Raw genomic sequence first — 24,592 nt, 5'->3', positions numbered from 1 at the left:
AGGACGACCAGTGATAACAAGTGCGCCGTCGTGGCGGCCTGGTCAGGCCGCCACGACGGCAGTCATTGCTGACTGCCTTTAGCGAGCAGAACCGACAGCGGCATCCAATGCCGGAAGAGAGTAGAGCGAGAGAGCGTTGCCGTAGAAGATGGCTTCCTTCTCGGCCGTGTCGAGGAAGTCAAAGCCCTCGATGACCGGCTTCAGATCGTCGAGGTCGCGACCGGTCGTGGGATCCGGAGCACTACCGCTTCCTGGCTTTTCGGTACCGAACAAACACCGGTCCGCTCCTACGGTCCGCACCAGCAGTTCCAGCGCCAGCGGCGCATGCAACACGGTGTCGAACCAGAGACGCCGCAAACTTTCGTCGAACGACTCCTGCAGCACCTGTCCGGTCCGCAACTTGGGGTGCAGACGAGCCGCCCGCCAGCGCCCGATCTGGTAGGGGACCGAGCCGCCGCCGTGTGAGACGACAATCTTCAACGTCGGGAAGCGTAGGAACACCTCCGAATTGAGCAGGGAGAGCACAGCGATGCTTTCCTCGGTGATGAAGTGCTCGCTGTACGATTCACGACCGTTCTGGCAGCTCGCGGAATGGATGAGTGCCGGCACATCGAGTTCGACCATCTTTTCGTACAGCGGGTACCACCACGGATCGCCCAACGGGGGCACGTAGCCGCTTCCCTCGGACGGGTCCGGGTTGAGCAGGCAGCCGACCATCCCCAGATCTTTGATCGCCTTTTCCAGTTCACCCGCCCACTTCTCGGGTGTTTCCCCGTAGGCCTGGGGCAGTCCGGCGACGCCGGCGAGGCGGCCGGGGAACTGCTGGACTTGGCGCGCGATCGCCTCGTTCACCTCCGCCGTCCACCAGTGCACGACCTTGGACGGGGTCGCCGAATGTGATGCCTGGAATGGACGCGGTGAGATGAGTTGGACGTCGGTGCCGACGCTGTCCATCACCGCCAGCGTGCGGTCGCCGTACTCCTTGAGCTGCGCATCGGTAACACCGGATCCGTTGCGGCCCTGGCCTCCTCGGGAGGATAGCAACGCGGCCTGGTACGCGTACAGCTCCGGCGGCGCGTTCAAGTGGGCGTGGGAGTCGATGATCATGACTTCTCCTGGTAGAGCGATTGGTGGGTGAAAACAATGGAGTGGGCCGCCGCCGCTTCATAGATGGCCAGACACGCGGCAAGGGTTCCCAGCCCCCACTCCCCGTCGTGGATCGGGATCCGGCCGTCGAGCGTCTGGTCCATCTCGACAAGCGCCTGATCCCAGACCGAGGTTGCGGGGTCGACGGGCAGGTCGGTCAGTTGTCCGTCGGCGTGCAGGTGCAGACCACCGGGGTGGACTCGAACGCCACCACCGGTGAAAGTGGCGAACAGCTCGTCCGCCTCGGGTACAGCTCCGGAACCGTCGTAGTAGGCGCTGGCCTGTACTCCGTTGGCGAAACTCAGCTGCGCCGAGAATCCCTGTTCGGCGCCTCCCACACCGCCGTGGAGGGCTCCGGAAACCGCGCGCACGTCTCCACCGCAGATCAGTCGCACAATGTCGATCTGATGCGCCCCTTGCCGAAGCAGCAGACCGTTGCCCACTGCTGCATCGAGGTCGTGCGCCGTACGAGTCCGGCGGCGATGCCAATCGGTAAACGAGGTCGCCTGCACCGACAGCAGGTCACCGAGCCGACGGGCGGTCACGATCTGCTGCAGCACCCGATAGCGGGTGTCATAGCTCAGAGTGGGGCCCACGAGCAGGCTCACCCCGGCACGGCGTGCGCAATCCACAGCCTCACGTGCGTCAGCGGCGGTGGTCGCCAACGGTTTCTCGCAGATGATGTGCACACCGGCCGCGGCCGCGGCGGAGACGGCGCCCAGGTGGTGCGCTGTCGGCGTCGCGACGTACACCACGTCCACTGTTCCGGAGGCGACCAGTTCGGTGGCATCGGTGAAGGTCGGGCAGCCCCATTCGGCCGACACTCGGTTTCGAACATCCGGATCGGGGTCCGCGAGGCCGGTGAGCACGAACCGGTTGCTGCGTAGGACAGCATGGGACATCAACTCGCCGGCAACGCCGGCACCGATGATTCCGAGTCTGCGAGGGGCGTGGAAACGCATGTCGGTCAGCTCAGCCCGTAGATGTCGAGTGTGGTCTCGCCCGCCGTGATCCGGGTACGGATCTGCTCCTCGGACCGTTCCCGCTGCAGTGCCCGCTCGACGACGGCTTTGACCTGGCCGGCATCGATGGCAACCACACCGTCGGCGTCACCGACGATGATGTCGCCCGGATGCACTGTCGTCGAGCCGAGCTGGATCGAGACGTCGAAGCCCCCCGACGTGGCATCTTTGCCGGTTCCTCGCACGCACAGTCCCCGTGCGAACACCGGGAACCCGATGGATTTGAGGTCGATCGAGTCTCGGACCGAACCGTCGATCACCAAGCCGGCAATTCCACGTTCAGCCGCGGCATGGGCCAGGATGTCGCCCCAGTAGCCGTACTCGATGTCGGTGTCGGCAGCGGCGACGAGTACGTCTCCCGGCTGGGCGGCATAGAGTGCGCGGTGGAGCCAGATGTTGTGCCCCGGTGTGAGGTCGACAGTGAAGGCGCGGCCGCAGATCCGCCATGCCGGATCGAGCGGTCGGATCCGCGGGGGCAGCGGGGTGGCGCCGGACTCGTGGAGTGAGGCGGCACCGAGTTCCCGCAGGGCCGGAGACAGAGTGGTCATCGCGTTTCCTCGTTGGCGGTTTGCAGGTGGTGATAGCCCGCCTGCGCGCGGGCGTGGTCGAGGCGCGCTCCGCCAGCGACTGCAAGGCGGATGCGTTCTTCGGCATTCTCGATGGCCTCGGCGACGGTGAGGACGCGTTCGACCTCGGCCGTCGCCAACACGACCACACCGTCGGCGTCCGCGACGACGAGGTCACCGGGGTGCACGATGACGTTTCCGAGGGCGACCGGTACCCCGGTTGCCGACAGCCGCACCCTGTCCTTGCCGGTCTGCATGTTCCGGCCTCTGGTGAAGACCGGGTACTTCAGTTCCAGGCTCGGTGCGACGTCGCGGCAGACACCGTCGATGACCGTTCCGGCGATTCCGCGGGAGGAGGCGACGTAGGTCATGATGTCTCCCCAGACGGTGCAGTCGAGCCGGCCTTCGTTGTTGAGCACGACGACCTCGCCGGGGGCGACGTCATCGATGAAGTCGCCGACAGTGCCACCATTCTCGTCGACCGGTTCGTACTGTCCGGTGAACGCCGGCCCGCAGAGCCGGAAGCTCGGGTCGAACGGCTGGATGCCTGGGACGGCACCCGGCAGGCCGAGCTTGTCCAACGCATCCGACAGGGTCGAGGTGCTCATTGCACCGACCCGGGTGAGCAGTGTGACGTCGGGCAGGGTCGAAGTGGTTGTTTCGTCAGCCGGCATTGAGCATCTCCTCGTAGTTGCGTCCCATGACCTGTGATGGCAACAGGCCTTGCCTCAGGTCCTCGGTCATGAGGCGTTCCTTTGCCACCAGCCGTTCGGCCGTCGTGAGGACCCTGTCGATGTCCGACGCGGCGACAAAGGTGACGCCGCTGCCGTCGGCGATGACGTAGTCGCCGTCGGTGACGGTGACGCCGTGGATCTGTACCGGGTCACCGACGCTGTCCTCGACGAAGCGTCCACGCGCGGTGAACGGCACGGTGGTGAGCGCGGACACCGGCAGTCTCAGTTCGCGGATCTCGTCTACGTCGCGGCAGGCGCCGTCGACGATGACCCCGCCGACGCCTTTGATGACGGCGGCTTGGGCGAGCAGCCCGCCCCACGAGCCGGCGGTGGGTGTGCCTCCGTGCTCTTGCTGAACGACGATGACATCGCCGGCGTCGGCCCGCTCGATCGCCGCGGTACCTAGATGCCGACTACTCGTTCGTCCGTCGGCGGGGACCGTGCGCATCGTGACGACTCGGCCCGCCGTGCGGCTGCCCTCCCAGACCGGGCGTAACCCTGCGACCCCACCGGTCAGCCCGAGCGTGTCGAGGGCATCGGACACTACGCATGCGTCGAGGTCGAGTAGGCGATCACGGTAGCTGTTCACAGCGATCTCGTCCACGTCAAAAATCCCATGCCGCAGCCGGATCCAACTGTGGACCGGTAGGCGGGGATGTAGTCGACGACCTTGGCGGTGGCGTCCTCGAGCGCTGCACCGACGACGATCCAGTTACGGATCTCAGAGCTTCCCTCGGTCAGGCCTGCGACCGGGATCTGCGCCAGTGCCTCGTGGTCGTGGCGTTCGAGGGCGCTGAGAAGACCCCGGTCGAGGCCCTCGTCGATGATGGGGTGCGTGAGTCCACCGGATGCAATGAGAGCGACGCGCAGGTCGGAGTCCCAGCTTTCGATGGCGGCGCGGAGTCCCTGCCCGAGTTCGACGCACCGCCGCGGTGTGGGCTGGTTCGGGGGATAGTAGGTGTTGAGCATGATCGGGGCCAGCGGCAGGCGGGGCAATCCCTCGAAGAGCCGGCGGTAGATGAAGGTGAATGCGTGTCCGAGGCTGCGGCCGGTGGGCTGCTCGCTGAACTGGGCGATGTCGAATCCGTTTTCGACGAGGTGCTCGACGAGATGCTGGCCCAATTCGGGAACGGTGCGGTAGGTCTCTTCCTCACCGGCGTGGTAGTACTCATACGCCGATTCCATGGTTTTCGGATAGACCTCCATTCCCGGGGGACGATCGTCGAGGGACTCGCCACGGAAGATCGCGACCGCCGGCATGATGTCGTCGAGGAAGAGCTCGCGCTGATCGTCACCAACGACCAGGAGGACATCGGGTTTCATCTCGAGCAGTTCATCGCGCGTGCGCTCGAGCGCTTCCTGGCATGCCTGGTGGCGGGCCTCCATCTGTCGAAACTCGATCTCCCGCGCGAGTTCTTCGGGTGTGCGTGGTGACGACGGAAGATTGAGTTCCTTCAGATGCGGCTGCTCGAGGTCACCGTGTGCGCGCCACCCGCCGGGTTCGATTGACAGCTGCGGGCTGTGTGACACTCCCGCGCCGCCGACAATGTACGCCATGTGTAATCCCTTCTAATCTGGTTGATTTGTCCGGCTTACAGCCGGACACTCACGTCGGCGGCGGATCCGAGCGAGTGACGGTAGTAATCCCATGTCCACTCCGCGTAGGTCAGAGCGGCTTTACGGCTGTTGACGAAGCCGGAAACGTCTTCGGCGTCGGCTTGGGTCAGCACGGCCGGTTCGGCGCCGGGTATCGCGTAGGTCGAGAGCGTCAGGTCGGCAAGGGTTTCGAGCTTGATCGCCCGCACTGTGGCTTCCTGCAGGGTCGCTCCGACCGAGACCACGCCATGGCCTCGCAGAAGACACACGTCCTTGTCGTCCATCGCGGCGGCCAACTCCCCGCCACGCTCCGGGCGGTCGATCAAGACTGCCCGTTCGTAGATCGGCACGCCGCGAACCGCAAGTTCCATTGCGCCGGGATCGTAAGCCCCGATGGTCGGAGTCAGCGGCAATCCCAGTATTCCGACGAGCAGGGACGACCGTGGGTGGCCGTGGACGACCGCACCCACATCGGGCCGTTTGCGGTAGATCTCGGTGTGGATGGGCCACTCGCCTGGCAACGCATAGCCGCCCGGGAGGTCAGCGTTCGTCGATTCCAGATCGACGATGTGGATGTCATCGGCGATGGTGAACTGGACGCCGGGATCGTGTGGTGGGCGGCACCGGACGAGGAACATGTCGCTGTCGGGGACACGCATGCTTACGTGCCCGGTGATCTCCCGCACGCAGCCAGTCGCCGCGAGGATCCGGCAGGACAGCGCAACGGATTCCCGCAGGGCTCGGATATCGGCGGAGTCAGACACGTGAGGTTCCTTTCGTCAGGTGGCGGAGCGCGGCGGCCATCCGGGCGGGCTCGATGAAGACCCGGATTCCGGACGACGCCAGAGTGGTCATCCCCGCCTCCGCCAGTGGGCGGGCAACGAGCCAGGTCACGAGGATCGGTACATCCGAACGTGACCTCGCCGCTGCGATTTCGTTGGCGACCCGTACGGCGTCGTTGCCGGTGATGCTAGTGAGGACGATGCAGACCGCGTCCACGTGCGGATCGACGGCGACGACGTCGATGACCTCGGTGAACAGGCCGGGTGTGAAGGCTCCCTCGGCGGTGATGTCGAGAGGATTGGCGACGCTGGCGAACTTGGGCAGAAGACCAGCGAGGGCTTGGGCGGTGCCGTCGGTGAATTCTGCTGTGTCCAGATCGTTCAATGTCAGCAGATCCGCGGTGGCGCTGCCCGCGCCTCCGGATGTCGTGATGACCGCGGCCCGCCGGCCCCGTGGAGTCGGGTAGTCCGCGAGAGTGGAGGCGACTTCGAGGAGCTGGCTCATTTCCTCGACCTGGATGGCGCCCGCCTCCTCCAATACGGCTCGGTAGGCGTCTTGACTGCCGGCCAAAGCACCGGAGTGTGAGGCGACTGCGCGTTGGCCGGCAGCGGTGACGCCGGTCTTGAAGACGGTGACTGGGATGCCGGCATCTCGTGCGGTGTGCAGTGCCCGGCGGAAGGCGGCACCGTCGGAGACCCCCTCGAGGAAGACCGCGATGGATCGCGTGGTGTCGAGACCTGCGAGGTAGCTGATGTAGTCCGCCACATCGAGATCGGTTTGGTTGCCTACGGTGACCCAGTCGCCGATGCTGTAGCCGTCGGAGATCTCGCGTGAGACGAGGCTGCCGGCGACGGCGCCGCTCTGGGCGACGAGGCAGACCCCCGACGGGGTGTCGGGGAACCTGTCGATTGCTTGCGAGAACGTCGCCGCCATCTTGTGGTGCGCACTGACGATCCCGATGGTGTTCGGGCCGCACAGGAGCGTCTCGGAGCCTTCGACGGCGTCACGCAGTTCGGCGTCGAGGGCGGCACCTTCCGCCCCCACTTCCCCGAATCCGGAGGCGAACACCATCACGGCGCGAACGCCTCGTGCGACGCACTCGCGGACCGCGGCGATGCTGGCTGAGGCCGGGAGCGCGATGCACACCAGCTCCGGGGTATTGACGAGTTCGTCGATACCCCGCACCACAGGGAGCCCGTCGATCTCTCCGCCGGCCGGGTTGACTGGGTACAGCGGTCCGCGGAAACCGTTGCGCCGCAGTGCCCGAATCACTTTCCCTCCCGGACGATCCGGTGCCCGAGAGGCACCGACCACGGCGATCGATCGGGGCCGGAACAGCGTGGTCAGGTCTGGTCCGGGGGCGGCGGGAGTGGTGGAGTCCTGCACAGGCAAGACGACTGCGCTGGCGTCGAGGACCAGGCACCGGCCGTCCGGAAGGATTCGAACCGGGTTAAGATCCAGTTCCGCGATCTCCGGAGCCTCGACCGCGAGCCTGCTCACTCGCGCGACGATTCCGCAGAATTGTGCGGTGTCGACCTCCGGCGCCCCGCGAAACCCCTGAAGTAGTCGCGAGGACACCAGGGAGTCCAACATCGTTGCTGCTTGCTCGGCCGTGACCGGCGCCGGGTGACGGGCCACGTCTCGGAACAACTCGACCGTGACTCCGCCGAGCCCGACGATGAGAATTGGGCCGAAGGTGGCGTCCCGGTTCCATCCGACGAACAGATCGGTGCCCTCCGGCGCCATCTCCTGGACCACGATGCCGGCGTCGGCGAGACCGAGCGCCGAGATCTTCTGGTCCAGACGCTCGTACGCCGCACGAACCTCGTCCGAGGTGGATAGTTTCAGTTCCACCAGCCCGGCGTCCGTCTTGTGGACCACCTCGTCGGACACAGCTTTGAGCACGACTGTCCCGCCGAGACGCAGAGCCGTCTCGATCGCTTCGTCGCTGTGGGTGACCCGCACGCTGGTGACGAAGGGCAATTCGAGCGGTGCGAGAAGGTCGCGTGTACTCGATTCACCCCACGTACCGGTCCGGGGAACTGTTGCGGTCACGGTCACAGACCTCCCCTGCTGATCGCATCACGGGAGATGAGAAGACGGTGGATGTCGTTGGTGCCCTCGACGATTTGGAATACCTTCGCATCGCGATAGGCCCGGGCGACCCCATATTCCTCGGAGACACCGTAGGCACCGTGGATCTGAACCGCATCGGTGGCCGCCGCCTGTGCGGCGTCGCTCGCAAACATCTTCGCCATGCTGGCTTCGATCCGCGCGCGGCTTCCGGTCTCCATCTCGGTTGCGCACTTGTTCGTCAGCAGCCGGGCCGCCTCGATCGAGACCGCCATGTTGGCGATCTTCTGCTGGGTCATCTGAAAGCTGCTGATCGGCTTTCCGAAGACGATGCGTTCCTTCGCGTATTGCACCGATGCGTCCAGGCAGGACTGGGCGAGTCCCACCGCACGTGAGGCGACGGCAAGTCTGCCGCGCTCGACGGCGGTCATCGCGACCGTGAAGCCGTCGCCTTCCTCGCCGAGGAGGGCGTCGGGACCGAGTTGGACATTGTCGAGCACCAGGTCACCGCTGCACAGCGGCCGGAATCCGAGTTTGTTGCGCATCGGGTTCTTGATGACACCCGGCGTGTCGGCGGGAACGATGAACGCCGAGAGCCCCTTCTTACCCAGTGAGGGATCGTTGGTCGCGAAGGTCACGAAGAAGGAGGCTTTGTCGAGGTTGGTGATCCATGCCTTCGCACCATTGAGTACGAAGCCGTCCCCGGTCCGCTTGTACCGCGTCTCGGTACCGGCGACGTCACTGCCCGAGCGCGGTTCGGTCACGCCGGCGCCGCCGAAGATCTGGCCCTCGGCGAGTGGGCGCAGCCACTGCTCCTTCTGCTCGTCGGTGCCGAAGGCGAGCAGGCCGCCGCCGACGAGGGCGGACGGCATGCTCATGAAGACACCCAGGCAGTGATCGACCCGCGAGATCTCCTCGATGATCATCGAGAAGGTCAGGTGATCGAGACCCATACCGCCCCATTCGACGGGGACCACCCCACCGAAGAAGCCGAGGCTCGCCATCTGCTGGAGAAGGTCGAGGGGAATCGACTCCGCCTCGTCGTACGCCTGGACCCGAGGGGCGACCTCGCTGCGCGCGAAATCACGGACCAACTGAATCAGTGAGTCGCGTTCGGCGGTGTCGACGGACGGTTCGAGGATGCTGGTCACAGCGCTCCTGCCGCTTCCAGATTCTTACGCAGGCGCGGGAAGATTTCGAGGGCGGTGTCGCCGAGCATCTGATCCAGGCCCTTCTCCTCGGCGCCGGGCAGCCCCCGCAGCACGGCCGCGATGTCGTCGGCCCAGCCTTCGGTGGTGGTCTTCTTGTGCGAGCCGTCGCCGGGACGCTCGGTGCCCAGGACGATCCGGTCGGCGCCGATGGCCTTGACGAGCAGGTCCAGCGCCTCCTCGGTGTAGAGCGAGGTGTCGTAGTAGCAGTTGCGGACTGCCTCGTCGAAGGTGCCGGTGCGGCCGGTGCCCTCCCAGTAGGTGCCGCGGAAGCGTCCGAGCTGGTAGGGAATCGCGCCGCCCCCGTGGGGGACGACGACCTTGAGGTCAGGGAACAGCTCGAAAGCCTCGGACTGGACGAGCGACATCACCGCCACACTCTCTTCGGAGATGAAGTGCAGGCTCTGGTTCTCACGCAGCGACACACAGCCGGCGGAGTGCACGAGGAGTGGCGCCTCGTACTCGACGAGCTTCTCGTACAGCGGGTACCAGTACTCGTCACCCAAGCCCGGAACCTCCTGCGGTGCACGGCCTTCGCTCGGATCGGGGTTGAGGAGCACACCAACGAAGCCCAGGTCGTTCATGCAACGGTCGAGTTCGTCGAAGCAGTCTTCGATCGGGGCGCCCCATGCCAGCGGGAGGTTGGCCATTCCCTGCAGGCGATCCGGGAAGAAGGCGGACTGGGTGGCGATGGCGTCGTTGACCGTCTGTGCCCACCAGTGGACGATGCGAGCCGGCTTCTCCGAGTGCATGAGGCTGTACGGGCGGGCCGACACCAGCTGCACGTCTGTGCCTACGTGGTCGAGCCAGGAGATGTGCTCGCGGGCGAAGTGCTCGAGCTCCTCCGGGGGGATGACTCCGGTCCGGCCGTGGCTCATACCCTCGCGCGCCTCGGAGAAGCCCTTGAGACGGCGGCCGTAGTGACCGCGGGTGCCGATGAGGAACTCACGGAAGCTGTAGAGCTCCGACGGGGCCACGATGTGGCCGTGTACGTCAATTACCTTGCGAGGCATGAACAATGCTCCTTGGTTTGAAGAGTTTGTGAGATGAAGGAAATAGGTAGCGGGATTGCCGGCGGGGGCTATTCGGTGTACACCCGAACCGGGTGGCGGGTCTGTTGGTAGTGCTCGACGGCCGCGATGATGGTGTCCTCACCGATGGCCACGATCCACCCACAATCGCGTTCCCGGCACACTGCGGTCGGGAGCCACTCTCCGCAGACCGCGCAGATACTGCCGGTTTTCACGTGCCCTGGGTGTTCGCAGGGTTGGCGGTTCGGATTGGAATTCCTGGCGAACTCGATGAGATCGGTTCTCATGAAGGGACTCGGCTCGCTTGCTCCGCCTCGGCATCGATCAGTTTCGAGAGCGCGGTCAGTCGAGGACTGTACAGGCTCTGGGTCCGCAGGAACGCCGAGACGGGGTTGCCCTTGGAAGCGCCGCCGAAGCCGAGTTCCTTACGCTCCATGGGAAGCTCGATGACATCGCCTTCGGTGGCCGGGTCGTACACGTTCATCACTGGTTCGCCCGCCTCGTTCGAGTCGAGCTGTTTGCGGAGCAGGGTCCGGAATAGAGCGATGCCCTGATCCGAGGAGCTGAGGTTCTCGTCGTGGCGGCTCGCAATCGGTCCTTGCGTCACCCACACCATCGCGTCCTGCGAGTCGATGGTGTCCATACGGAAGGTTCCGTCGTCGTTCTGCAACTTGACGTCGTAGATGTCAGGAAGCTGTCGGACCTGCTGGACCAGATGGGAGAACTTCTCCTCCACGTCGAACCAGCAGTACCAGAAGTGCAGGGTGTTCGTGTCGTCGACGGGAACACGAATTTGCAGCGACTGCAGTCCGTATCCGCCCACCTTGAGAATGTGGGGGAAGTACACCGGGTGTCCGGTCCGCCAGTCCTCGGACTCCTCGGTCTGGCCTTCACGAAGACGACGCTTGATGATGCCGTAGTCGACGAGATCGAAGCCGATCTTGATGTGGTGACCGGCCAGTTCGGTCGGCTCCTCGCCGGCACGTTCGAGGGTGTAGTTGAAGTACTTGCCGTGCAACCACTCGACGTGGGTGGGATCGAACGAGTTCTCCATGATCTGGAGCCAGTTGCAGGGGATGATCGCCGATCCGATGTCCCGAAACTGCGTGTCGTTTTCCTCGAGCGTGAACAGATCGAGCAGGGGCAGCGCCGGGGTGGGCCCTTCACCGAGGTAGGCGAAAATCAGGCCGGCGAGCTCACGCACCGGATAGCCGGTGATCGAGGCGCGCTCTCGCAGGCGCGGCGAGGCCGGTTCCTGATTGGGTTGTTCGAGGCAACTACCCGTGCCGTCGAAGAGCCACCCGTGGTAAGCACATCGCAGTCCTGGCCCGTCCGGGAAACCGTACGCCAACGACGCACCCCGGTGCGGACACTTCCGTGTGACCAAACCCAATTCTCCCGCCTCCGAACGGAAGAGCACCAGGTCTTCACCGAGGATGCGCACCGGCTTGACCGGGTTCTCGTCGAGCTCTGTCGCGGCGGCGACCGGCAGCCAATACCGCCGGTAGAGCTCTCCAGCGGGAGTTCCCTTGCCGACGCGGCTGAGTCGTTCGTTGAGTTCAGGTTGAAGCATCAGGACCTCGCACTTTCCGAAACGGACGTTGTTTCATCAATTAGGCTAATCATAGGACCAACCTCCTAGCAAGAGGGTAGAGCAAATAGATTTCGGCGGAACTTACGTTCCCGGCTCCGTGGTTTCGCGCTCGATCGCATACAACTCCTCGAGCCCCGCAATATCCTGGAACTCCTCCCAGATCCGGAAGGCGTCCGCGGGATTTCGGCCACTGGACCGGCCCTCCGCGTGCCGCTGATACACCTCTGTGACCGCCGCCCAGGCGGCGGTTTGGCCGGTGACGGGGTCGATCACCAGGGCGTAACCCATGTCCGCCCACTCGTCGGGGGTGTGCAGATCCAATGACGTCAACGTGGCGACCGGACAGTCGAGCTTCTCCGGAATCAGGGCCCGCTGTTCGGACCCCTCCGGAAGCAACATCACAGCGTCCGCGCCGGCATCGCGATACACCCTGCAGCGTTCGATGGCGCTATCGAAACCCTCATTCTGGATCGCCCCGGTTCGCGCGATGATCAGCAGGTCAGGATCCTCGCGCGCCTGCACGGCGAACCGTACCTTCTTGACCATCTCCTCGGCCGGAATGAGGTGCTCGATATGGCGGTGATGACTCACCCGCTTCGGCGCGACCTGGTCTTCGATCTCGATCGCGTGCGCTCCCGCCCGCTCCAGTTCCGCCACGGTGCGGGTCAGGTGAACGGCATCACCGAATCCAACTCCCCCGTCCACAATGAGCGGCAGGGCGGACCGACGCCGCACCGCAGCCACTGCGGTGGCCAGCTCGGTAAGGGTCAGCAACGCCTCGGACACCGCCAGCGAATACCCCAGGCCCCCGCCGCCGAGATAGCCCGCCTCGAAGCCCAGGCGCGTACACAACCGCGCGGTGAGCGCGTCCGGCGTGTACGGCACGATAATCGGGTCCTTGCCTTCGAGACGGCGTCGAAAGCTGGCTCTGTCGATTCGAGTCATCGGGTCGCGTTTCCTGTCTGCATCAGATCGATGGGATATGTCCGCTATCACCGGCCGCTCACCCACCGAAGACCTTTACGTCACTGTGCTGCTTGCACAACGAAGTCGCTCAGCGGCTGATCGCACCCGTAACTCGTTTTCTCGCAGTCGCGCTCGCAATCGCCAACAGGATCAGAAGCAAGATTCGGGGTGGAGCCATGCGGGTGCCCCTACGGTAAACCCTTGGTTCAATGATTATTCGATACGTGCCACATATTTCACACTTTCTCAGCGGTTCCACGGCGGCGCAAACGTGTGATGCCGACCACTCTATTCGATACCTCGTCGCAGTTCAGCCGCCATTTGTGAGCGAATCGCTGCCCGCTACCCGCCATTTGTCGGTCCAGACTCCGCCATTGGAATGGGTACGACATTAGGTATTGACGCACGTCACATGGAGGGTAATCATAGGACCAACCTCACACCCCGGGATACGAGGCCGCCTGTCTGCTCACCTGCTTCAGACACACGGCATACCAACCATCAGAGGAATTCAGCAATGAGTGGAGACCCATCCGATCTTCCCCTGGACCAGGCACACGGCAACACCGTTGTCTCCCAACAGGAAGTGCGTCGCGTAACCATCTCCAGTTACCTCGGCAACACGATCGAGTACTACGACCACACACTTTTCGCCTCGGCTGCCGCCTTGGTGTTCGGCCCCCTGTTCTTCTCGAACCTCAGTCCCGCCCTCGGGACCATGGCATCCTTCGCCATCCTTGCCACTGGCTATGTTGCGCGGCCCCTTGGCGGCGTCGTCTTCGGGTACCTCGGCGACCGCTATGGGCGTAAGTCCACCCTTCTCATGACTATGACCATCATGGGGGTCGGCAGTGGCCTGATCGGATTTCTTCCGACATACGACCAGGTAGGAGCAATCGCACCGATCCTTCTCGTTCTTCTTCGTATTCTGCAGGGCTTTTCGGTCGGCGGAGAATGGGGCGGTGCTGCTCTGATGACTGCCGAGCACGCGCCGGACGGTCGCCGCGGCCTCTACACAGCGATCGGCCAGGCCGGAATGGCTTCGGGAGGTGTGGCATCGACCCTCGTCATGGCGCTCACAACCCAGCTCCCGGATGAGCAGCTGTTCTCGTGGGGCTGGCGCGTACCATTCCTGCTGAGCTTCGGACTCCTCATCGTGGGTCTTTACATGCGACTGAAGGTGACCGAAAGTCCCCTGTTCGTGGCATACGCCGAACGAGGCGAATCCGTGAAGTTGAGCCGATCACTCCTCGATAACCGAGGCGCACTGCTGCGCGGACTCTTCGCCAGCTTGCCCTCGACAATGTCGTCCTCGCTGTTCGGCAGCTTCGCGGTCTCCTATGCGGTAGGCGCCGGCCACAGCCGCTCCATCGTGCTTACCGCACTCGCAGTCGGATGGGCTCTATCCACTGTGACCATGCCCCTCTACGGTTCGCTGTCCGATCGGGTCGGGCGTCGCACCGTATACATCAGTGCTGCACTCACACTCGTGGTGATCGCCTACCCATTCTTCTGGGCCATCAACTCCATGAACACGGCTCTACTGTTCCTCGCCTTCATCGTCGTGTTCGCAGTGGTCGCCATCGGTATGCAGGCCGTGATTGCAGCTCTACTTACCGAGATGTTCCCGACCGAGTCTCGCTACACGGCGGTATCGATCTCGTACCAGGGAAGCGCCATCCTCGGCGGCCTCGCCCCGGTCATCGCAACCTCTCTGATCACCGCCGCGGACGGTGGCGCACAGTGGGTCGCTGTGATGGTCGCGATCGTTGCCGTTCTCGGGGCAACCATGGTCTGGACAACGGTGGAATCGAGCGGCAAGAGCCTGAGCGCGCGTAACACCGCCAGAGAGCGCCCGGTCCAGCCCGCAGTCGACCCCGTCGGCTGACGCCCAACTCCCTCTAGCTCCGGGCGTCGTGTCGGACCGAACAATCCATCCGTTCCGACACGACGCTTGGCCTTCGACATCCTGTCGTTGCAGGGCAAAGGCGATATCGAGACTTCCGCCACCACCTTCCTGGCAACGAAATTTCATCGCAACGACGTCGCGAGTACAGACAGCCAAAATATCTAGGACCACGTTTGGACAACGTGATGGCGTAGTTCGGCTCTGGCACGACCCCTCGTCGTCGTTGAGCACCACAGCGGTGACTCCGGATATCCCGAAGCCGGCAGACCCAGTCCGGCAGGACGCCCTCCTGGGCTGCGAGTGACCACCACACCACTCCCGGAATTCTCACCGGCGGCTCCAGGCACCGGAACGCGCGCAGTCCGAGATGTTCACTCGCAGGCCGAGAGGAGGTTCTCGACCGCGCTGACGACGACCTGGCGTCGGCGCGCTCTGTCCCGGGGTGCGACCGCGCCGAGCTCGGGTGTCTGGATATGCCAGGACATGGCAAGTGCGCGAACAATAGTAAGAATCTCGTGGGCCGTGTACTGAGTCGGCAAATGCCCTTCCTGCTGTGCCTGAGCGATCTTTTCGAGCTTGGACTGATTCGATGCCGCGATGGACTGCAGCGGCTCCCCGTCGGGCCGCTCGAGCTGATACCAGGTTGCCAGCCTCAGCGTCGACGGGTTGTCCTCATAAAGATCGAAAGCCCGTCCGACGTAACCTGCCAGGTCCGTGGCATCGAACTGGACAGAGTCGGTGAACGCCACCACCTGACTGCTGAAGACCGAGTCGAAGAGGCCGTCCTTGTTCCCGTAGTACGCATAGATCAGCGACTTGTTAGCCTGCGCTACGGCAGCAATCCTGTCGACACGTGCTCCCGCGATCCCGAACTTCGAAAACTCAGTCGTGGCCGCGTCCAGAATTCGTTTCTTCGTTGCTTCTGCGTCCCGTGCCATACCGCCCATCATAACAACTAACTAGTCAGTTTGAACTGCTCGTGTCTTGAGCCGTCCCCTGCAACAATGACTACAGAACGAAACCCCGTTCCAGCGGAACCTTCCGGCTGCGCTTGCCCGTACAGCATCGTCCTAGGAAAACCCATGCACCAACCCGAGTTGTCCGCCCGACCACGGCCTAGGCAAAGGCACTTCCGCGTGCCCGGGCCGTTGACGAGGCGCGGATCAGTCGGTCGTCCGCCAATGATGTGTCACGGTCCATTCGGCCACCCTCTGCCTTCGCAGACCCCGCGACACCTGCGGACCTAGCCGCGATGCCCACTACGCATATCGGTGACGACCTTGTGCCGATCCGATCGGAGATGACCCTGATGCCGGCAAAGACAATTCGCGAGCAGGCGATCGTGACCGCGCAAATTCGCCAGGCCATCGCTGATGGCGACTTCGCTCCCAACCAGCGACTGGTCGAGGCCGACCTATGTGCGCAATACGATGCCAGCCGAAGCACGGTCCGGACCGCACTGCAGGAACTCTCAGCCCAGGGACTGATCGAGCGAATCCAGAACCGCGGTTCCCGGGTTCGGTCGGTGTCACTTGACGAGGCCGTCGAGATCACCGAGGTGCGGATGGTCGTCGAGGGACTATGCGCGGCGAAGGCAGCAAAGAACATTACCGATGCCGAGGTCGAAGAATTGACCGCACTGCGCGGGGCGCTCACGTCCTCCGCTGCGACCGGCGACGTTCTCGAATACTCGAAACTGAACCACCTGCTGCACAGCCGTATTCAGGACATCAGCGCCCAGCGTTCGGCTAGTGAGATACTTGGACAACTAACCGGGCGGCCAGTGCGCCTTCAGTTCAAGTTGTCGCTGCACCCAAGACGTATGGCCGTATCGCTGCCCGAACACATCGAAATCATCGACGAAGTGTGCGCACGTAATCCCGAGCGAGCCGAGGCGGCGATGCGCCGTCATCTCGCGCGTGTTGCCGATGCACTGCGTGAGGTAGCCGCCACGAATGGAAGCGTGGCAGCGCCCCCCGTGGCCTGACCTAGTGCCTCATTGTCTCGATAGCCACAGCGCCCTCGGTGTTCTGACCGCCCGCCCATGCTTCATCGTGTCCGTTGACACCGGCGTCCAGAACCATGTCCCGTACAGGTCCACAATGGCGCGAGAGGACCGAGTGGGCACCTACTGTCTCGACAGATCCCACTCCGCAATGCACGCGGGCACCGAAACAGGTGGCCCACCGCTCCGTCGAGGACCTCACCCGCAACCGTTGCAGAAATCAGCAAGCCATGTTGGGTTCATCCTGAGCGGACCCGGATCGGCAACCGTGCCCGCAGGCGGCGCGTCCGGACCGGAGTTCCCACGGGCTCTCCTGAGCTCGACTGGGTACGGCAGTGCCCTACGTGCCTGTGATTTTCCCGGCCCGTCCATCCGTCGATCCGCGACTGCCCGAGGCCAGCGGCGCCCTGGTATCGGCGGGCTTCCGCAGCTGACCCCCGCTGAACCAGTCGGCCAGTGCGCCGATGCCCGCGCCGGAGCAAGTTCGTGCTCCGTGCGGCGCGGATCTCGACGACCCAGGGTCCGAAGTGTTCCCCCTTCTGCGGTGTCAGATATTCAGCGGCGATGGCGAGACGTTGGACGGCTCTACCCCTGCACTGAACTCGATGATCGGTCGCACCAGCACGCAAGGAGCGCAGTCACGGTCCGACGTTGATGTGAAGACGCCCGTGGCAGACGTGAGAGGTTCACGCGGTGAGAAAGTTCGAGACACAGAACTCTTCACCGGCTGAACTGCCACTTCGCTAGTTCGAGTTGTCGGGCCTGGCGGTGCCAGTCACGTTCGCGACGTTCGGTGTAGACCGGGAGCCCGCCCGCCAGTACGAGAGTTCTGGGCGGCTGATCGAATAGCAATGTGGTGGGATCGTCCGTGTCGGGGACGACCAGATCGCCGCGAGCACCAACCGTGACGCCGTGGGGCTCGCCCGGGTGGACGACCGCGGCGGCCGCAGCGGTCGTCATGTCAACGATTCGCGCGAACTGGTCCGGCGAGAAAATGTGCGAGATTCTGGCCGCGAGAAGGGCGATGTCGCGCGGGTCCGCTCTCCCTGTGGGAGTGAATTCGATCCGAATGTTGTTCGACGACAACGCTGCCGGCACACCGGCCGACCACAACTCGCGAATCGGAGCGACGCCGCGTCGGACGTTTCGCTCGTCGTCGCGACCCATGAGGTAGAGGTCCGTCGCCGGCAGGGCGACAACGGTGATCCTCACGGCGGCGAGAGCGTCGAGTACTCGGCCTCGAGCCGAGGGGATAGTGCCGCCAGGGTGGTGACGTGGCCGATGGCCACGCGACCTTCGAGTCCCCTTGCCACGGTATGGTGGGCGACGTACTCGGCGAGCGTGAAGCGTGCGTCGGAGTCGTCGTTCGCCAGGTCGAGGTGCAGGTCTGCCGGGATCTCGAACTCGACTGCGAGGTCCAGAATCGCGTCGACGTGTCGTTGGGCGTCCCGTAGCGAATCCTCGGCATAAGGGCATCCACCGACGACGGTTCCGGTGATTTCGAGGGCCTCTCGCAGCAGGGGCATCGCGCCGGGACGGCAGAACAGTCCCTCCTGCGGGGAATGACGCCACCTGAACGTCGACGACGTCAGCGAGTTGACGTGCCAAGCCATCGATTACTCGGACCGACAGCAGACCTATGTCGGGGTCGATCTCGGTGTCCGCGCGTATCGAGGTGGTTCCGTGGGCGACGGCCCGAGCGAGAGCGCGCATGGCGCGTGTGCGCACGTCTTGATCGGTGAACAGTGCCTTCGCCGCTGCAGTGTGTGCGATCGCCTCGCGTAGCGACCCACCGGAGGCGGGTGTTCCCAGAAAAGCCTTGTCCAGATGGAGGTGTGGTTCGACGAAGCCGGGCAACACCACTCGCCCGCCGGCGTCGTGGTTGACGCCTGCGGTTCGGGGTGCGGAGGAACCGGCACCGCTACCGGTGGCCGCACCGACCCGGTGGTTGCGGGTGCGCCCGTGGAGTCGCAACCACCTGATGCGCCCCAGCGACCGCATTGAAGCCACCATGGTTCTGCTCACCGCGGCCGTGGTTCTGCTGCTGATTCCCGTCGCCGCCGCGTTCGGCACCGCGACCCATACCCCGGCCCGAACAGCAAACCCACACGCTGCGCGCCGGCGTCCACCACGTCCCCGCGGTCGTGCTCGAGGTCACCTACCTCGCCCCCGATATCCCCGAGTACACGAGTCGTCCCGCCGGCAGAACACCGCCCGCGCCCGCTGGACCACACCCCACGGGGAACGCACCGCCGCCGTGCCCACCGACACCCCCGCGAAGGCCGGCCAGACTATCACCATCAGCGTCGACGCCGACGCCGACGGCAATCTCACCGGCCCCATCCCCAACAGTCGGGAAAACACCGTCCTCGCGGTGACCGCCGCCTGCGGAGTCTGGGCACTCACCACCGGCACCGTCCTCTTCTTGACGGCACTCGCCCACAGACTGTTCCACCGAAACCGGCTGCAGCGCTGGGCACAGGAGTGGAAACAGTTCGACAGACCACCGAGATAGCCTCAAGCGACGGGGATTCGCCCAGGTATCCGCATGCCTTGGCGGTTCACGCTCGAGGTCGGCTGCAGTCCGCGCGCTCACGGTCTCATCCTGCCACGAGCGGCCGGCGATCAGAATTGTGCCGATACCACGAACCGATCCACTCGGCGTTCGGGCCCCGGACCCCGGAATTGACGAACGGAGCGAGGCCTGCCCCCCACCGGTTGCAGGCGGACTGTAAACCCGAATTCACCGCGCTGCCCGAAGAGTTCACTGCACGTCGCCGGTCGGCCGTAGACCATGACCGGCTATCGGGCAGCGGGCGCGGCGGCTCGGGCGAGTACGGTCGCAAACGCGAACGCCCACACCACAAGCACCGCGGCGCCCACGACCAGACACACCAGCACCGCATTCAGGACTCGATCGGGAGCTCTATCTCCCGAATCGTGGACCGCCGATCGGGACCGGTTCCACGCCGTCGGCATCGGTGACGATGCCGAGCTCGCGACCAAAACCGTGTTAGCGCAGAGCATGATCGAACGCGCGCTCGACGCGGAGGTGCGGTTCGCGTGGCTCACCGCGGACGAGGCCTACAGGCAGATTAATTCCCTGCGGGTCTGGCTCGAGGAAACGAGGTGCGTCGTACATGCTGGCTACGGCCGGGGCGACGACGTGTTCACCCGGACGGGCGCAGCGGCCGGGCGGACGAGACGATCGCCGCGGGCCCGCCGAAGCAGTGCCGCCGAATCTCCGGCGACGGCACGCGCGGACGACACGAGCATTCCTGGGTGCGGGTGCCGATGCGCATCGCGTAGGCGCCCGGACGTAGGCACTGGCTGCCTGCGAGGCGCGGTCGAGTTCGGGGAGCTCGTCGACCGTGACAGCGAGTGCCTCAGCGGCCATGAGGGCGCGGGCCGCTGTGTGGGGCGTGAGCGAGCACCCACGCGGCGACATGCACCTCTCACTGAGGGCTGCCCTTGTCTTTCCAACTCGACGACACACATAATTCGGATCGCGAGTTTCGAGTTACCGAATCGAGATAGGTCGGGATCCAGACCGTAAATGATCTTGAATGGTCGGCTCATCCACGCGAAAGAATGACACTCATGGAATTTCCCGCGAGGAAGCGACGCGGCGGAGACACGAGGAAGATCCGGTACAGCGAAAAGAGCCCCGCAGGCGACCTACGAACCCATTTCCTTCGCCAAAGAGCCAATTCAAGCCTCTGGCAGCGTTACTAGCCGCTGAGTGACCCAGCAGAACCCGACAAGAAGTCGAGTGCGCCGAGAAGGGTGGAGACGTTCGAGAAGAAGTCGGCCAAGAAAGCGAGGTCCATTTGTAACTCCAGTTCGATTGTTCAGAGAATCGTGACACACGGCACACGATGTGAATATTTATACCGGCCCGATAACAATTCCGCAACGGCACATTGCGGTCAACCAGCAACGAGTGACATCAGCACCCACCGGAAGAGCGCAGTCAGGGGCGAACCCGGCACCCCGGCTCGTAGTCACTTCGGACCAGAGCTCGAATACACCGATCCGCTGACCCGGTGAACGAGGTGCACCCGCACACACGATCGAAATGGTGGAGTTCCATACCACGGCGGATTCCGGCAGATCAGCCTCCTCTCACACTCAGAGTCGGTGACGCAGCAGTGTTCCCGGCACACACGTGGGAGCAATGGCACATCCCGCGATACGTACGCAAGCACGCAGTTCTGCGGCCCCACACACGGCCGATCTACGCCAGCCTCGGCGGCGCGCACATCGAGACCAACTCCACCCCATCGCCGCGGCGCAGCAGCCTCCTGGCGGGAACGACACCCGGACGCTGCCCGGCACCGGCCATTCTGACCCCGACGACACCGAGGCTCACACACCCGCACCGGTGCGCGTGAAGCAGATCCGGTCACCGGCCGTACACATCCGCCGTCGTGACCTTGCGGTCGTCGGCGACGTCCGGATGGTGAACTTATCGGTCTGCGGGGAGCATGTACAGGTCGTGTTGGCAGCCTGAGCGGACTAATCCTGACGGTCGGGCGATCCGGTGACGGGAACGTCGGTGCGGGCCGCCCGGATCCGCATCATGCCGGGACGCCGGGTGGTCGGCATGATCCCCGGCAGTAGGAATCCCCACATCTCGTCGACCCGCTGCTCGAGGTCCACGCGATGGGCCAGGACCTGGGACACGGTCTGGACTCCGGTGAACGCGCCGATGACGAACCGTGCGAACGTCGGCGGGTCGATGGTGTCGACAAGGTCGCCCTCGGCGACCGCACGGGCCGCCAACGTTTGACAGGCGGCGATCCAATCCAGGTATGGGCCCGCGGGGCCACGATCGTCGGCGCTGAGCTCGAGGGTGATGCGGATCCCGGCCCGCACGATCGGGTCCTGCACGATCTGCCGGGCCATCTCGTGGCAGAGCATCACGATCTGGTCGATCGCCGACGCCTCCTGCGCGGCGATCGCCTGCACCGCGGAGATGGAGATCCGGTGCTGCTCGGCGATGATGTGCCGGGCCAAATCCTCCTTGGACCGGAAGTGAAAGTACAAGGCCCCCTTCGTCATGCCCGCCGCCTCGAGGATCTCGACGAGACTGGCACCCTCGAACCCGGACTTGTCGAACATTTCCGCTGCCCCGCGGACGATCTGGGCCCGAGTCACCGCCGCCCGTTGCTGTTGCACCATCTACCGCACCTTCCGTGCCCTTCGCCGCTGCAGCCCTTGGTCAAGATTGGGAGCGACGTCGCCCCGGGGACTTTCGATCGCACCCCTGCAGCCTGCGCGACGCTACCACCGGCACCGGTGCGCCTCACCTCCGGAAAATCCCGCGTCCACCTGCATGTGCACCGATACCCGCTCACACGAAAACAGACCACCGTGCCGCTTCTTCGGTGGGCGCCGCCGGTCCGCGCCAGCGCCGTCGCGGTTCGGCTGTGTGTCGCTATCGGTGGTCGCGGTACTCGTCGGCGATCTCCTCGGTGTCCCGGGCCAGCCAGGTCAGCTCCCCCACCGATTCATTCCCGGGCAGGAGCAGATCCGCTCGTCGGCACTCCGGCCCGCGGATACACACCATTGCCAACCCGGAATCCGACAACGTCTGCCACAGCTGCTCACCCGACGACGACGCCATGTCACCCATTCAACCGCACCACACGAGGAACAGACCGGGAAGTCTCGAACACCCGCACCCGCCACCGGGCGCTGTGCACCACATGCCGACGATCTCTCTGCGCCCGGACGAGCGGACTTCGGGAGGCTCGCTACTAGGCGAGACGATCGGTCAGCACCGAAATCCGTCCCGCCACAGCCCACCCCGCATTCGGATGCGCGATACCGACGTGGGCGTGCTTGGACCGACGGCCGCCGGCCGAAGTTGGACCACCGAGAAAGGCGTGTGGCCTGGGTCACATTTCAGCGATCGGGGCGGGCGGCGGGTCTACCCTTTCCTCGCACCGGAACATGAAGGAGCAGGTCGCCAAACCAATACGGCGCAAGCCGAACCTGTACTGGCTAGCAGCGATTGGTGCACACACCGTTCCGCCGAGTTCCGTCGATCCGGGCGATAATTTCACACGCAGCACATCCGAGGAGACATCAGCGACGCCAACCACCCAGGTACACCAACGCGGAACCGCGCTTCTCGACTGGAGCGCGCCCCCTCCCGACGCGCACTGCATGGGGAGCGCGGTCAGGGCTCACGCGGCGGGTACCTGTTGCATGTCCCGGCGAGTCCCGGCCGGAGCGGACTACACTCCGACCGGGTCGCTTCGGCTCACCTGGGCGTAACTGCGTCTCTGGCGCGTATGGCGCTGGGGCCGAGATAGTTTCAGACTCCGGTAATATTGCAGGCGCGGGCTGGATGTCGCAGGTTCAGCCGCCGCGCACCGACAGCCGAGAAGTAACCACCCCGCGCACTCCCGGCGGCCGCCGACCTCACCCGACACAGATCAGCACACCCACGACCGCCACTGCGACCAGCGAGGCGCCGCCGCAGAGCAGCCACGCCCGTGTCGCCAGCTGCCGCCATTGATCGCACCGCTCATGCACGTCCGCGACCGATCCCCTCATGTTCGGAGCGGACGCTCGGGACGTTGAGAGGCGGCGGACCTTCGCGTCGGCTCTCGTCGCTACACCGAGCGAGACGGGGACCACCAGAAGCGTCACCGCTAGCAGAGCAACCACGAGGCCTACGCCGGTCCCGAACATTATCGTCCCTTCCACAGCAACAGGGCCCCCCATGGGTTTCGCGCGTTGATCAGCGGCCACGCGGAGCCACGGGCACAACGACGCCCCTGTCAGCTCTATCGCCGAACTGCCACCGAGTGTTTCACTGGCCGGCATCGGCGCAGGGCCATGGGTCGGTGCGGGCCTATACGCCGGGCATCGGGAACTTCCACACCGCCACCACAACTACGCCCATGATCAGTCCGGCGTACAGAACGGTGCTAACCACACCGACCCGCAACGTATTCAGCAGACTTGCGCCCAGGTTCTCGGTAGTTCGTGCCATGACAACTCTTCTCTCACGTGCAGATAAATTTTCGGCAGCCACGTCGAACGGCGGCATACCAGCTACCTTGGACCGACTTCGACACCTGCACATTGGCCGAACTACCTACACCCATACCCGTATTTGGGTCTGGAGGTTTGGGTCTCAGCTCAGGGTTGCAACCGAACATCCCTGAGCGCCAGGCTTCTCCTACAAATTCAGCTGTGTTCTACGTCACAACCTTGGCGCCTGGGCTACGTCGCCCAAGCATTTCGCGTCGCCAGCACAATTCGTGCGGGGTTGCCTGCCAGCCCGCAGGTAGTGATCCGGTTGGGCCGTTGGTCGTCGGCGACAACTGTAGGTGACCGGCTCGCTACAGATACTCGATTGCGCAGAACAGCTGCTCATGCGACTGGACACGCTGCAGCACAGAACAATCGGGAATGAAACGGAACTGCCACTCAATCACTCGCTATCGAAGCCCGCCGGTACTGCTGCGGCGAAGCAAAACACAACAGGTCCGGTAGCGCACCTTGTCGCAGGATCACGCAGATCGCCCTCGGAAACTCCATCCGGATCGTGCACGCACCGCAGCAAGCCGTGTCGAAATCACACTTACTGGTCGGTAGTCCGGAGATGCGTAAATACTGCAATGGCATGGATCACATTCCCTGGACTTCCCTGTGCCGGCTCACGAAGATCAATCGTGCGCTGCGCGCTACTACGTGCAGATTGTCCGTGTAGCGCCCCTGCCAGCTGATCTACATCGTTGGCGGGGGCTGCGCTTGGCTGCGCCACAACACATCAACCGTGTCACCGCCGCTGTTCGCACCTTTGACGCGGTGGCCCTCGGCTCACGTGTCACCCTCGGAGCGAGTCGCCCCTCGCCCCAGTCTCGTTCGCCTGTTTCCATGCACGCATTCTCGGCGCCCCTTCACCCGAATTGGGCAGACGATTTCCGATTCGCACTC

24 protein-coding genes are annotated in these 24,592 nt (G+C 64.4%); 4 read left to right on the top strand and 20 right to left on the bottom strand.

Annotated elements, in window-relative coordinates; genetic code table 11:
* Window positions 1–78: 78 nt before the first annotated feature.
* The 13 genes from QM693_RS08865 to QM693_RS08805 form a co-directional block, all read right to left on the bottom strand.
* On the bottom strand, window positions 79–1,107 hold the full coding sequence (locus QM693_RS08865; RefSeq protein WP_164062493.1) for an amidohydrolase family protein: 1,029 nt from the start codon (window positions 1,105–1,107) through the stop codon (window positions 79–81).
* The gene (locus QM693_RS08860; RefSeq protein WP_283352035.1) at window positions 1,104–2,108 is read right to left on the bottom strand and encodes a Gfo/Idh/MocA family protein; all 1,005 of its coding nucleotides are present in this window, start codon (window positions 2,106–2,108) and stop codon (window positions 1,104–1,106) included. Before QM693_RS08860 ends, QM693_RS08865 begins: the two co-directional genes overlap by 4 nt.
* A gap of 5 nt (window positions 2,109–2,113) precedes the next feature.
* Window positions 2,114–2,716 carry an RraA family protein gene (locus QM693_RS08855; protein WP_164062495.1) on the bottom strand — a complete coding sequence of 201 codons (603 nt, stop codon included), beginning with the start codon at window positions 2,714–2,716 and terminating at the stop codon, window positions 2,114–2,116.
* Window positions 2,713–3,408 (bottom strand): RraA family protein, encoded by a 696-nt coding sequence (locus QM693_RS08850; RefSeq protein ID WP_283352034.1) that lies wholly within the window; start codon window positions 3,406–3,408, stop codon window positions 2,713–2,715. The genes QM693_RS08855 and QM693_RS08850 overlap by 4 nt, the downstream gene beginning before the upstream one ends.
* On the bottom strand, window positions 3,398–4,072 hold the full coding sequence (locus tag QM693_RS08845) for an RraA family protein (RefSeq protein WP_283352033.1): 675 nt from the start codon (window positions 4,070–4,072) through the stop codon (window positions 3,398–3,400). The genes QM693_RS08850 and QM693_RS08845 overlap by 11 nt, the downstream gene beginning before the upstream one ends.
* A complete protein-coding gene (locus QM693_RS08840; protein ID WP_283352032.1) occupies window positions 4,054–5,025 on the bottom strand; it encodes a DODA-type extradiol aromatic ring-opening family dioxygenase in 972 nt (323 codons plus the stop codon). The genes QM693_RS08845 and QM693_RS08840 overlap by 19 nt, the downstream gene beginning before the upstream one ends.
* 35 nt (window positions 5,026–5,060) lie before the next feature.
* Window positions 5,061–5,828: a 3,4-dihydroxyphthalate decarboxylase gene (phtC, locus tag QM693_RS08835; protein ID WP_283352031.1), complete on the bottom strand. Its 768-nt coding sequence runs from the start codon at window positions 5,826–5,828 to the stop codon at window positions 5,061–5,063.
* Window positions 5,821–7,902 carry an acetate--CoA ligase family protein gene (locus QM693_RS08830; RefSeq protein ID WP_164062502.1) on the bottom strand — a complete coding sequence of 694 codons (2,082 nt, stop codon included), beginning with the start codon at window positions 7,900–7,902 and terminating at the stop codon, window positions 5,821–5,823. Before QM693_RS08830 ends, phtC begins: the two co-directional genes overlap by 8 nt.
* Window positions 7,903–7,904: 2 nt before the next feature.
* Window positions 7,905–9,071 (bottom strand): acyl-CoA dehydrogenase family protein, encoded by a 1,167-nt coding sequence (locus QM693_RS08825; protein ID WP_164062504.1) that lies wholly within the window; start codon window positions 9,069–9,071, stop codon window positions 7,905–7,907.
* Complete coding sequence (locus QM693_RS08820; RefSeq protein ID WP_283352030.1) at window positions 9,068–10,141, bottom strand: amidohydrolase family protein; 1,074 nt, start codon at window positions 10,139–10,141, stop codon at window positions 9,068–9,070. Before QM693_RS08820 ends, QM693_RS08825 begins: the two co-directional genes overlap by 4 nt.
* Before the next feature lie 68 nt (window positions 10,142–10,209).
* Window positions 10,210–10,374: a hypothetical protein gene (locus QM693_RS08815; RefSeq protein ID WP_164062506.1), complete on the bottom strand. Its 165-nt coding sequence runs from the start codon at window positions 10,372–10,374 to the stop codon at window positions 10,210–10,212.
* Window positions 10,375–10,442: 68 nt separating this feature from the next.
* A complete protein-coding gene (locus QM693_RS08810; protein ID WP_164062508.1) occupies window positions 10,443–11,732 on the bottom strand; it encodes an aromatic ring-hydroxylating dioxygenase subunit alpha in 1,290 nt (429 codons plus the stop codon).
* A gap of 102 nt (window positions 11,733–11,834) precedes the next feature.
* Window positions 11,835–12,764 (bottom strand): isocitrate lyase/PEP mutase family protein, encoded by a 930-nt coding sequence (locus QM693_RS08805; protein WP_283352029.1) that lies wholly within the window; start codon window positions 12,762–12,764, stop codon window positions 11,835–11,837.
* A gap of 367 nt (window positions 12,765–13,131) precedes the next feature.
* On the opposite strand from QM693_RS08805, the gene QM693_RS08800 reads away from it, so the two are divergent.
* A complete protein-coding gene (locus QM693_RS08800; RefSeq protein WP_283352028.1) occupies window positions 13,132–14,607 on the top strand; it encodes an MFS transporter in 1,476 nt (491 codons plus the stop codon).
* A gap of 392 nt (window positions 14,608–14,999) precedes the next feature.
* Here the strand turns inward: QM693_RS08800 and QM693_RS08795 are convergent, their stop codons facing one another.
* Window positions 15,000–15,566: a TetR/AcrR family transcriptional regulator gene (locus QM693_RS08795; protein WP_283352027.1), complete on the bottom strand. Its 567-nt coding sequence runs from the start codon at window positions 15,564–15,566 to the stop codon at window positions 15,000–15,002.
* Window positions 15,567–15,880: 314 nt separating this feature from the next.
* Here QM693_RS08795 and QM693_RS08790 point away from each other — a divergent pair, with 314 nt between their 5' ends.
* Complete coding sequence (locus QM693_RS08790) at window positions 15,881–16,615, top strand: GntR family transcriptional regulator (RefSeq protein ID WP_283352026.1); 735 nt, start codon at window positions 15,881–15,883, stop codon at window positions 16,613–16,615.
* 738 nt (window positions 16,616–17,353) lie between these two features.
* On the opposite strand, the gene QM693_RS37615 is transcribed toward QM693_RS08790, so the two are convergent.
* Together QM693_RS37615 and QM693_RS08780 are read right to left on the bottom strand one after the other, a co-directional pair.
* Window positions 17,354–17,887, bottom strand: coding sequence for an amidohydrolase family protein (locus QM693_RS37615; protein ID WP_349307494.1), 534 nt, complete (start codon window positions 17,885–17,887; stop codon window positions 17,354–17,356).
* Window positions 17,842–18,246 (bottom strand): amidohydrolase family protein, encoded by a 405-nt coding sequence (locus QM693_RS08780; protein WP_283352024.1) that lies wholly within the window; start codon window positions 18,244–18,246, stop codon window positions 17,842–17,844. The genes QM693_RS37615 and QM693_RS08780 overlap by 46 nt, the downstream gene beginning before the upstream one ends.
* 269 nt (window positions 18,247–18,515) lie before the next feature.
* On the opposite strand from QM693_RS08780, the gene QM693_RS08775 reads away from it, so the two are divergent.
* Both QM693_RS08775 and QM693_RS08770 read left to right on the top strand, forming a co-directional pair.
* Window positions 18,516–19,148 carry an Rv1733c family protein gene (locus QM693_RS08775; protein WP_283352023.1) on the top strand — a complete coding sequence of 211 codons (633 nt, stop codon included), beginning with the start codon at window positions 18,516–18,518 and terminating at the stop codon, window positions 19,146–19,148.
* Between the two features lie 279 nt (window positions 19,149–19,427).
* The gene (locus QM693_RS08770; RefSeq protein WP_477956871.1) at window positions 19,428–20,189 is read left to right on the top strand and encodes a transposase; all 762 of its coding nucleotides are present in this window, start codon (window positions 19,428–19,430) and stop codon (window positions 20,187–20,189) included.
* A gap of 962 nt (window positions 20,190–21,151) precedes the next feature.
* On the opposite strand, the gene QM693_RS08765 is transcribed toward QM693_RS08770, so the two are convergent.
* From QM693_RS08765 to QM693_RS08750, 4 genes are all read right to left on the bottom strand, one after another.
* Window positions 21,152–21,817, bottom strand: coding sequence for a ScbR family autoregulator-binding transcription factor (locus tag QM693_RS08765; RefSeq protein ID WP_283352022.1), 666 nt, complete (start codon window positions 21,815–21,817; stop codon window positions 21,152–21,154).
* Between the two features lie 256 nt (window positions 21,818–22,073).
* The gene (locus tag QM693_RS08760; RefSeq protein ID WP_283352021.1) at window positions 22,074–22,262 is read right to left on the bottom strand and encodes a hypothetical protein; all 189 of its coding nucleotides are present in this window, start codon (window positions 22,260–22,262) and stop codon (window positions 22,074–22,076) included.
* Window positions 22,263–23,065: 803 nt separating this feature from the next.
* Window positions 23,066–23,338, bottom strand: a complete 273-nt coding sequence (locus QM693_RS08755; RefSeq protein ID WP_283352178.1) for a hypothetical protein — start codon at window positions 23,336–23,338, stop codon at window positions 23,066–23,068.
* Between the two features lie 163 nt (window positions 23,339–23,501).
* Window positions 23,502–23,642: a hypothetical protein gene (locus tag QM693_RS08750; RefSeq protein WP_283352020.1), complete on the bottom strand. Its 141-nt coding sequence runs from the start codon at window positions 23,640–23,642 to the stop codon at window positions 23,502–23,504.
* Window positions 23,643–24,592: the final 950 nt, after the last annotated feature.

Source organism: Rhodococcus sp. IEGM 1305, assembly GCF_030058635.1.
Classification (GTDB): domain Bacteria; phylum Actinomycetota; class Actinomycetes; order Mycobacteriales; family Mycobacteriaceae; genus Rhodococcus_F; species Rhodococcus_F opacus_D.
The sequence above is the reverse complement of the archived record's forward strand: the minus strand, read 5'-3'. Positions and strand labels throughout refer to the sequence as shown.

Excerpts from the sequence above, each read along its gene's own strand:
- QM693_RS08865 (WP_164062493.1), bottom strand. The coding sequence starts at position 1,107 with ATGATCATCGACTCCCACGCCCACTTGAACGCGCCGCCGGAGCTGTAC.
- QM693_RS08860 (WP_283352035.1), bottom strand. The coding sequence starts at position 2,108 with ATGCGTTTCCACGCCCCTCGCAGACTCGGAATCATCGGTGCCGGCGTT.
- QM693_RS08855 (WP_164062495.1), bottom strand. The coding sequence starts at position 2,716 with ATGACCACTCTGTCTCCGGCCCTGCGGGAACTCGGTGCCGCCTCACTC.
- QM693_RS08850 (WP_283352034.1), bottom strand. The coding sequence starts at position 3,408 with ATGCCGGCTGACGAAACAACCACTTCGACCCTGCCCGACGTCACACTG.
- QM693_RS08840 (WP_283352032.1), bottom strand. The coding sequence starts at position 5,025 with ATGGCGTACATTGTCGGCGGCGCGGGAGTGTCACACAGCCCGCAGCTG.
- QM693_RS08820 (WP_283352030.1), bottom strand. The coding sequence starts at position 10,141 with ATGCCTCGCAAGGTAATTGACGTACACGGCCACATCGTGGCCCCGTCG.
- QM693_RS08810 (WP_164062508.1), bottom strand. The coding sequence starts at position 11,732 with ATGCTTCAACCTGAACTCAACGAACGACTCAGCCGCGTCGGCAAGGGA.
- QM693_RS08800 (WP_283352028.1), top strand. The coding sequence starts at position 13,132 with ATGGAGGGTAATCATAGGACCAACCTCACACCCCGGGATACGAGGCCG.
- QM693_RS08795 (WP_283352027.1), bottom strand. The coding sequence starts at position 15,566 with ATGGCACGGGACGCAGAAGCAACGAAGAAACGAATTCTGGACGCGGCC.
- QM693_RS08790 (WP_283352026.1), top strand. The coding sequence starts at position 15,881 with ATGCCCACTACGCATATCGGTGACGACCTTGTGCCGATCCGATCGGAG.
- QM693_RS08780 (WP_283352024.1), bottom strand. The coding sequence starts at position 18,246 with ATGGCTTGGCACGTCAACTCGCTGACGTCGTCGACGTTCAGGTGGCGT.
- QM693_RS08770 (WP_477956871.1), top strand. The coding sequence starts at position 19,428 with ATGACCGGCTATCGGGCAGCGGGCGCGGCGGCTCGGGCGAGTACGGTC.
- QM693_RS08765 (WP_283352022.1), bottom strand. The coding sequence starts at position 21,817 with ATGGTGCAACAGCAACGGGCGGCGGTGACTCGGGCCCAGATCGTCCGC.
- QM693_RS08760 (WP_283352021.1), bottom strand. The coding sequence starts at position 22,262 with ATGGCGTCGTCGTCGGGTGAGCAGCTGTGGCAGACGTTGTCGGATTCC.
- QM693_RS08755 (WP_283352178.1), bottom strand. The coding sequence starts at position 23,338 with ATGTTCGGGACCGGCGTAGGCCTCGTGGTTGCTCTGCTAGCGGTGACG.
- QM693_RS08750 (WP_283352020.1), bottom strand. The coding sequence starts at position 23,642 with ATGGCACGAACTACCGAGAACCTGGGCGCAAGTCTGCTGAATACGTTG.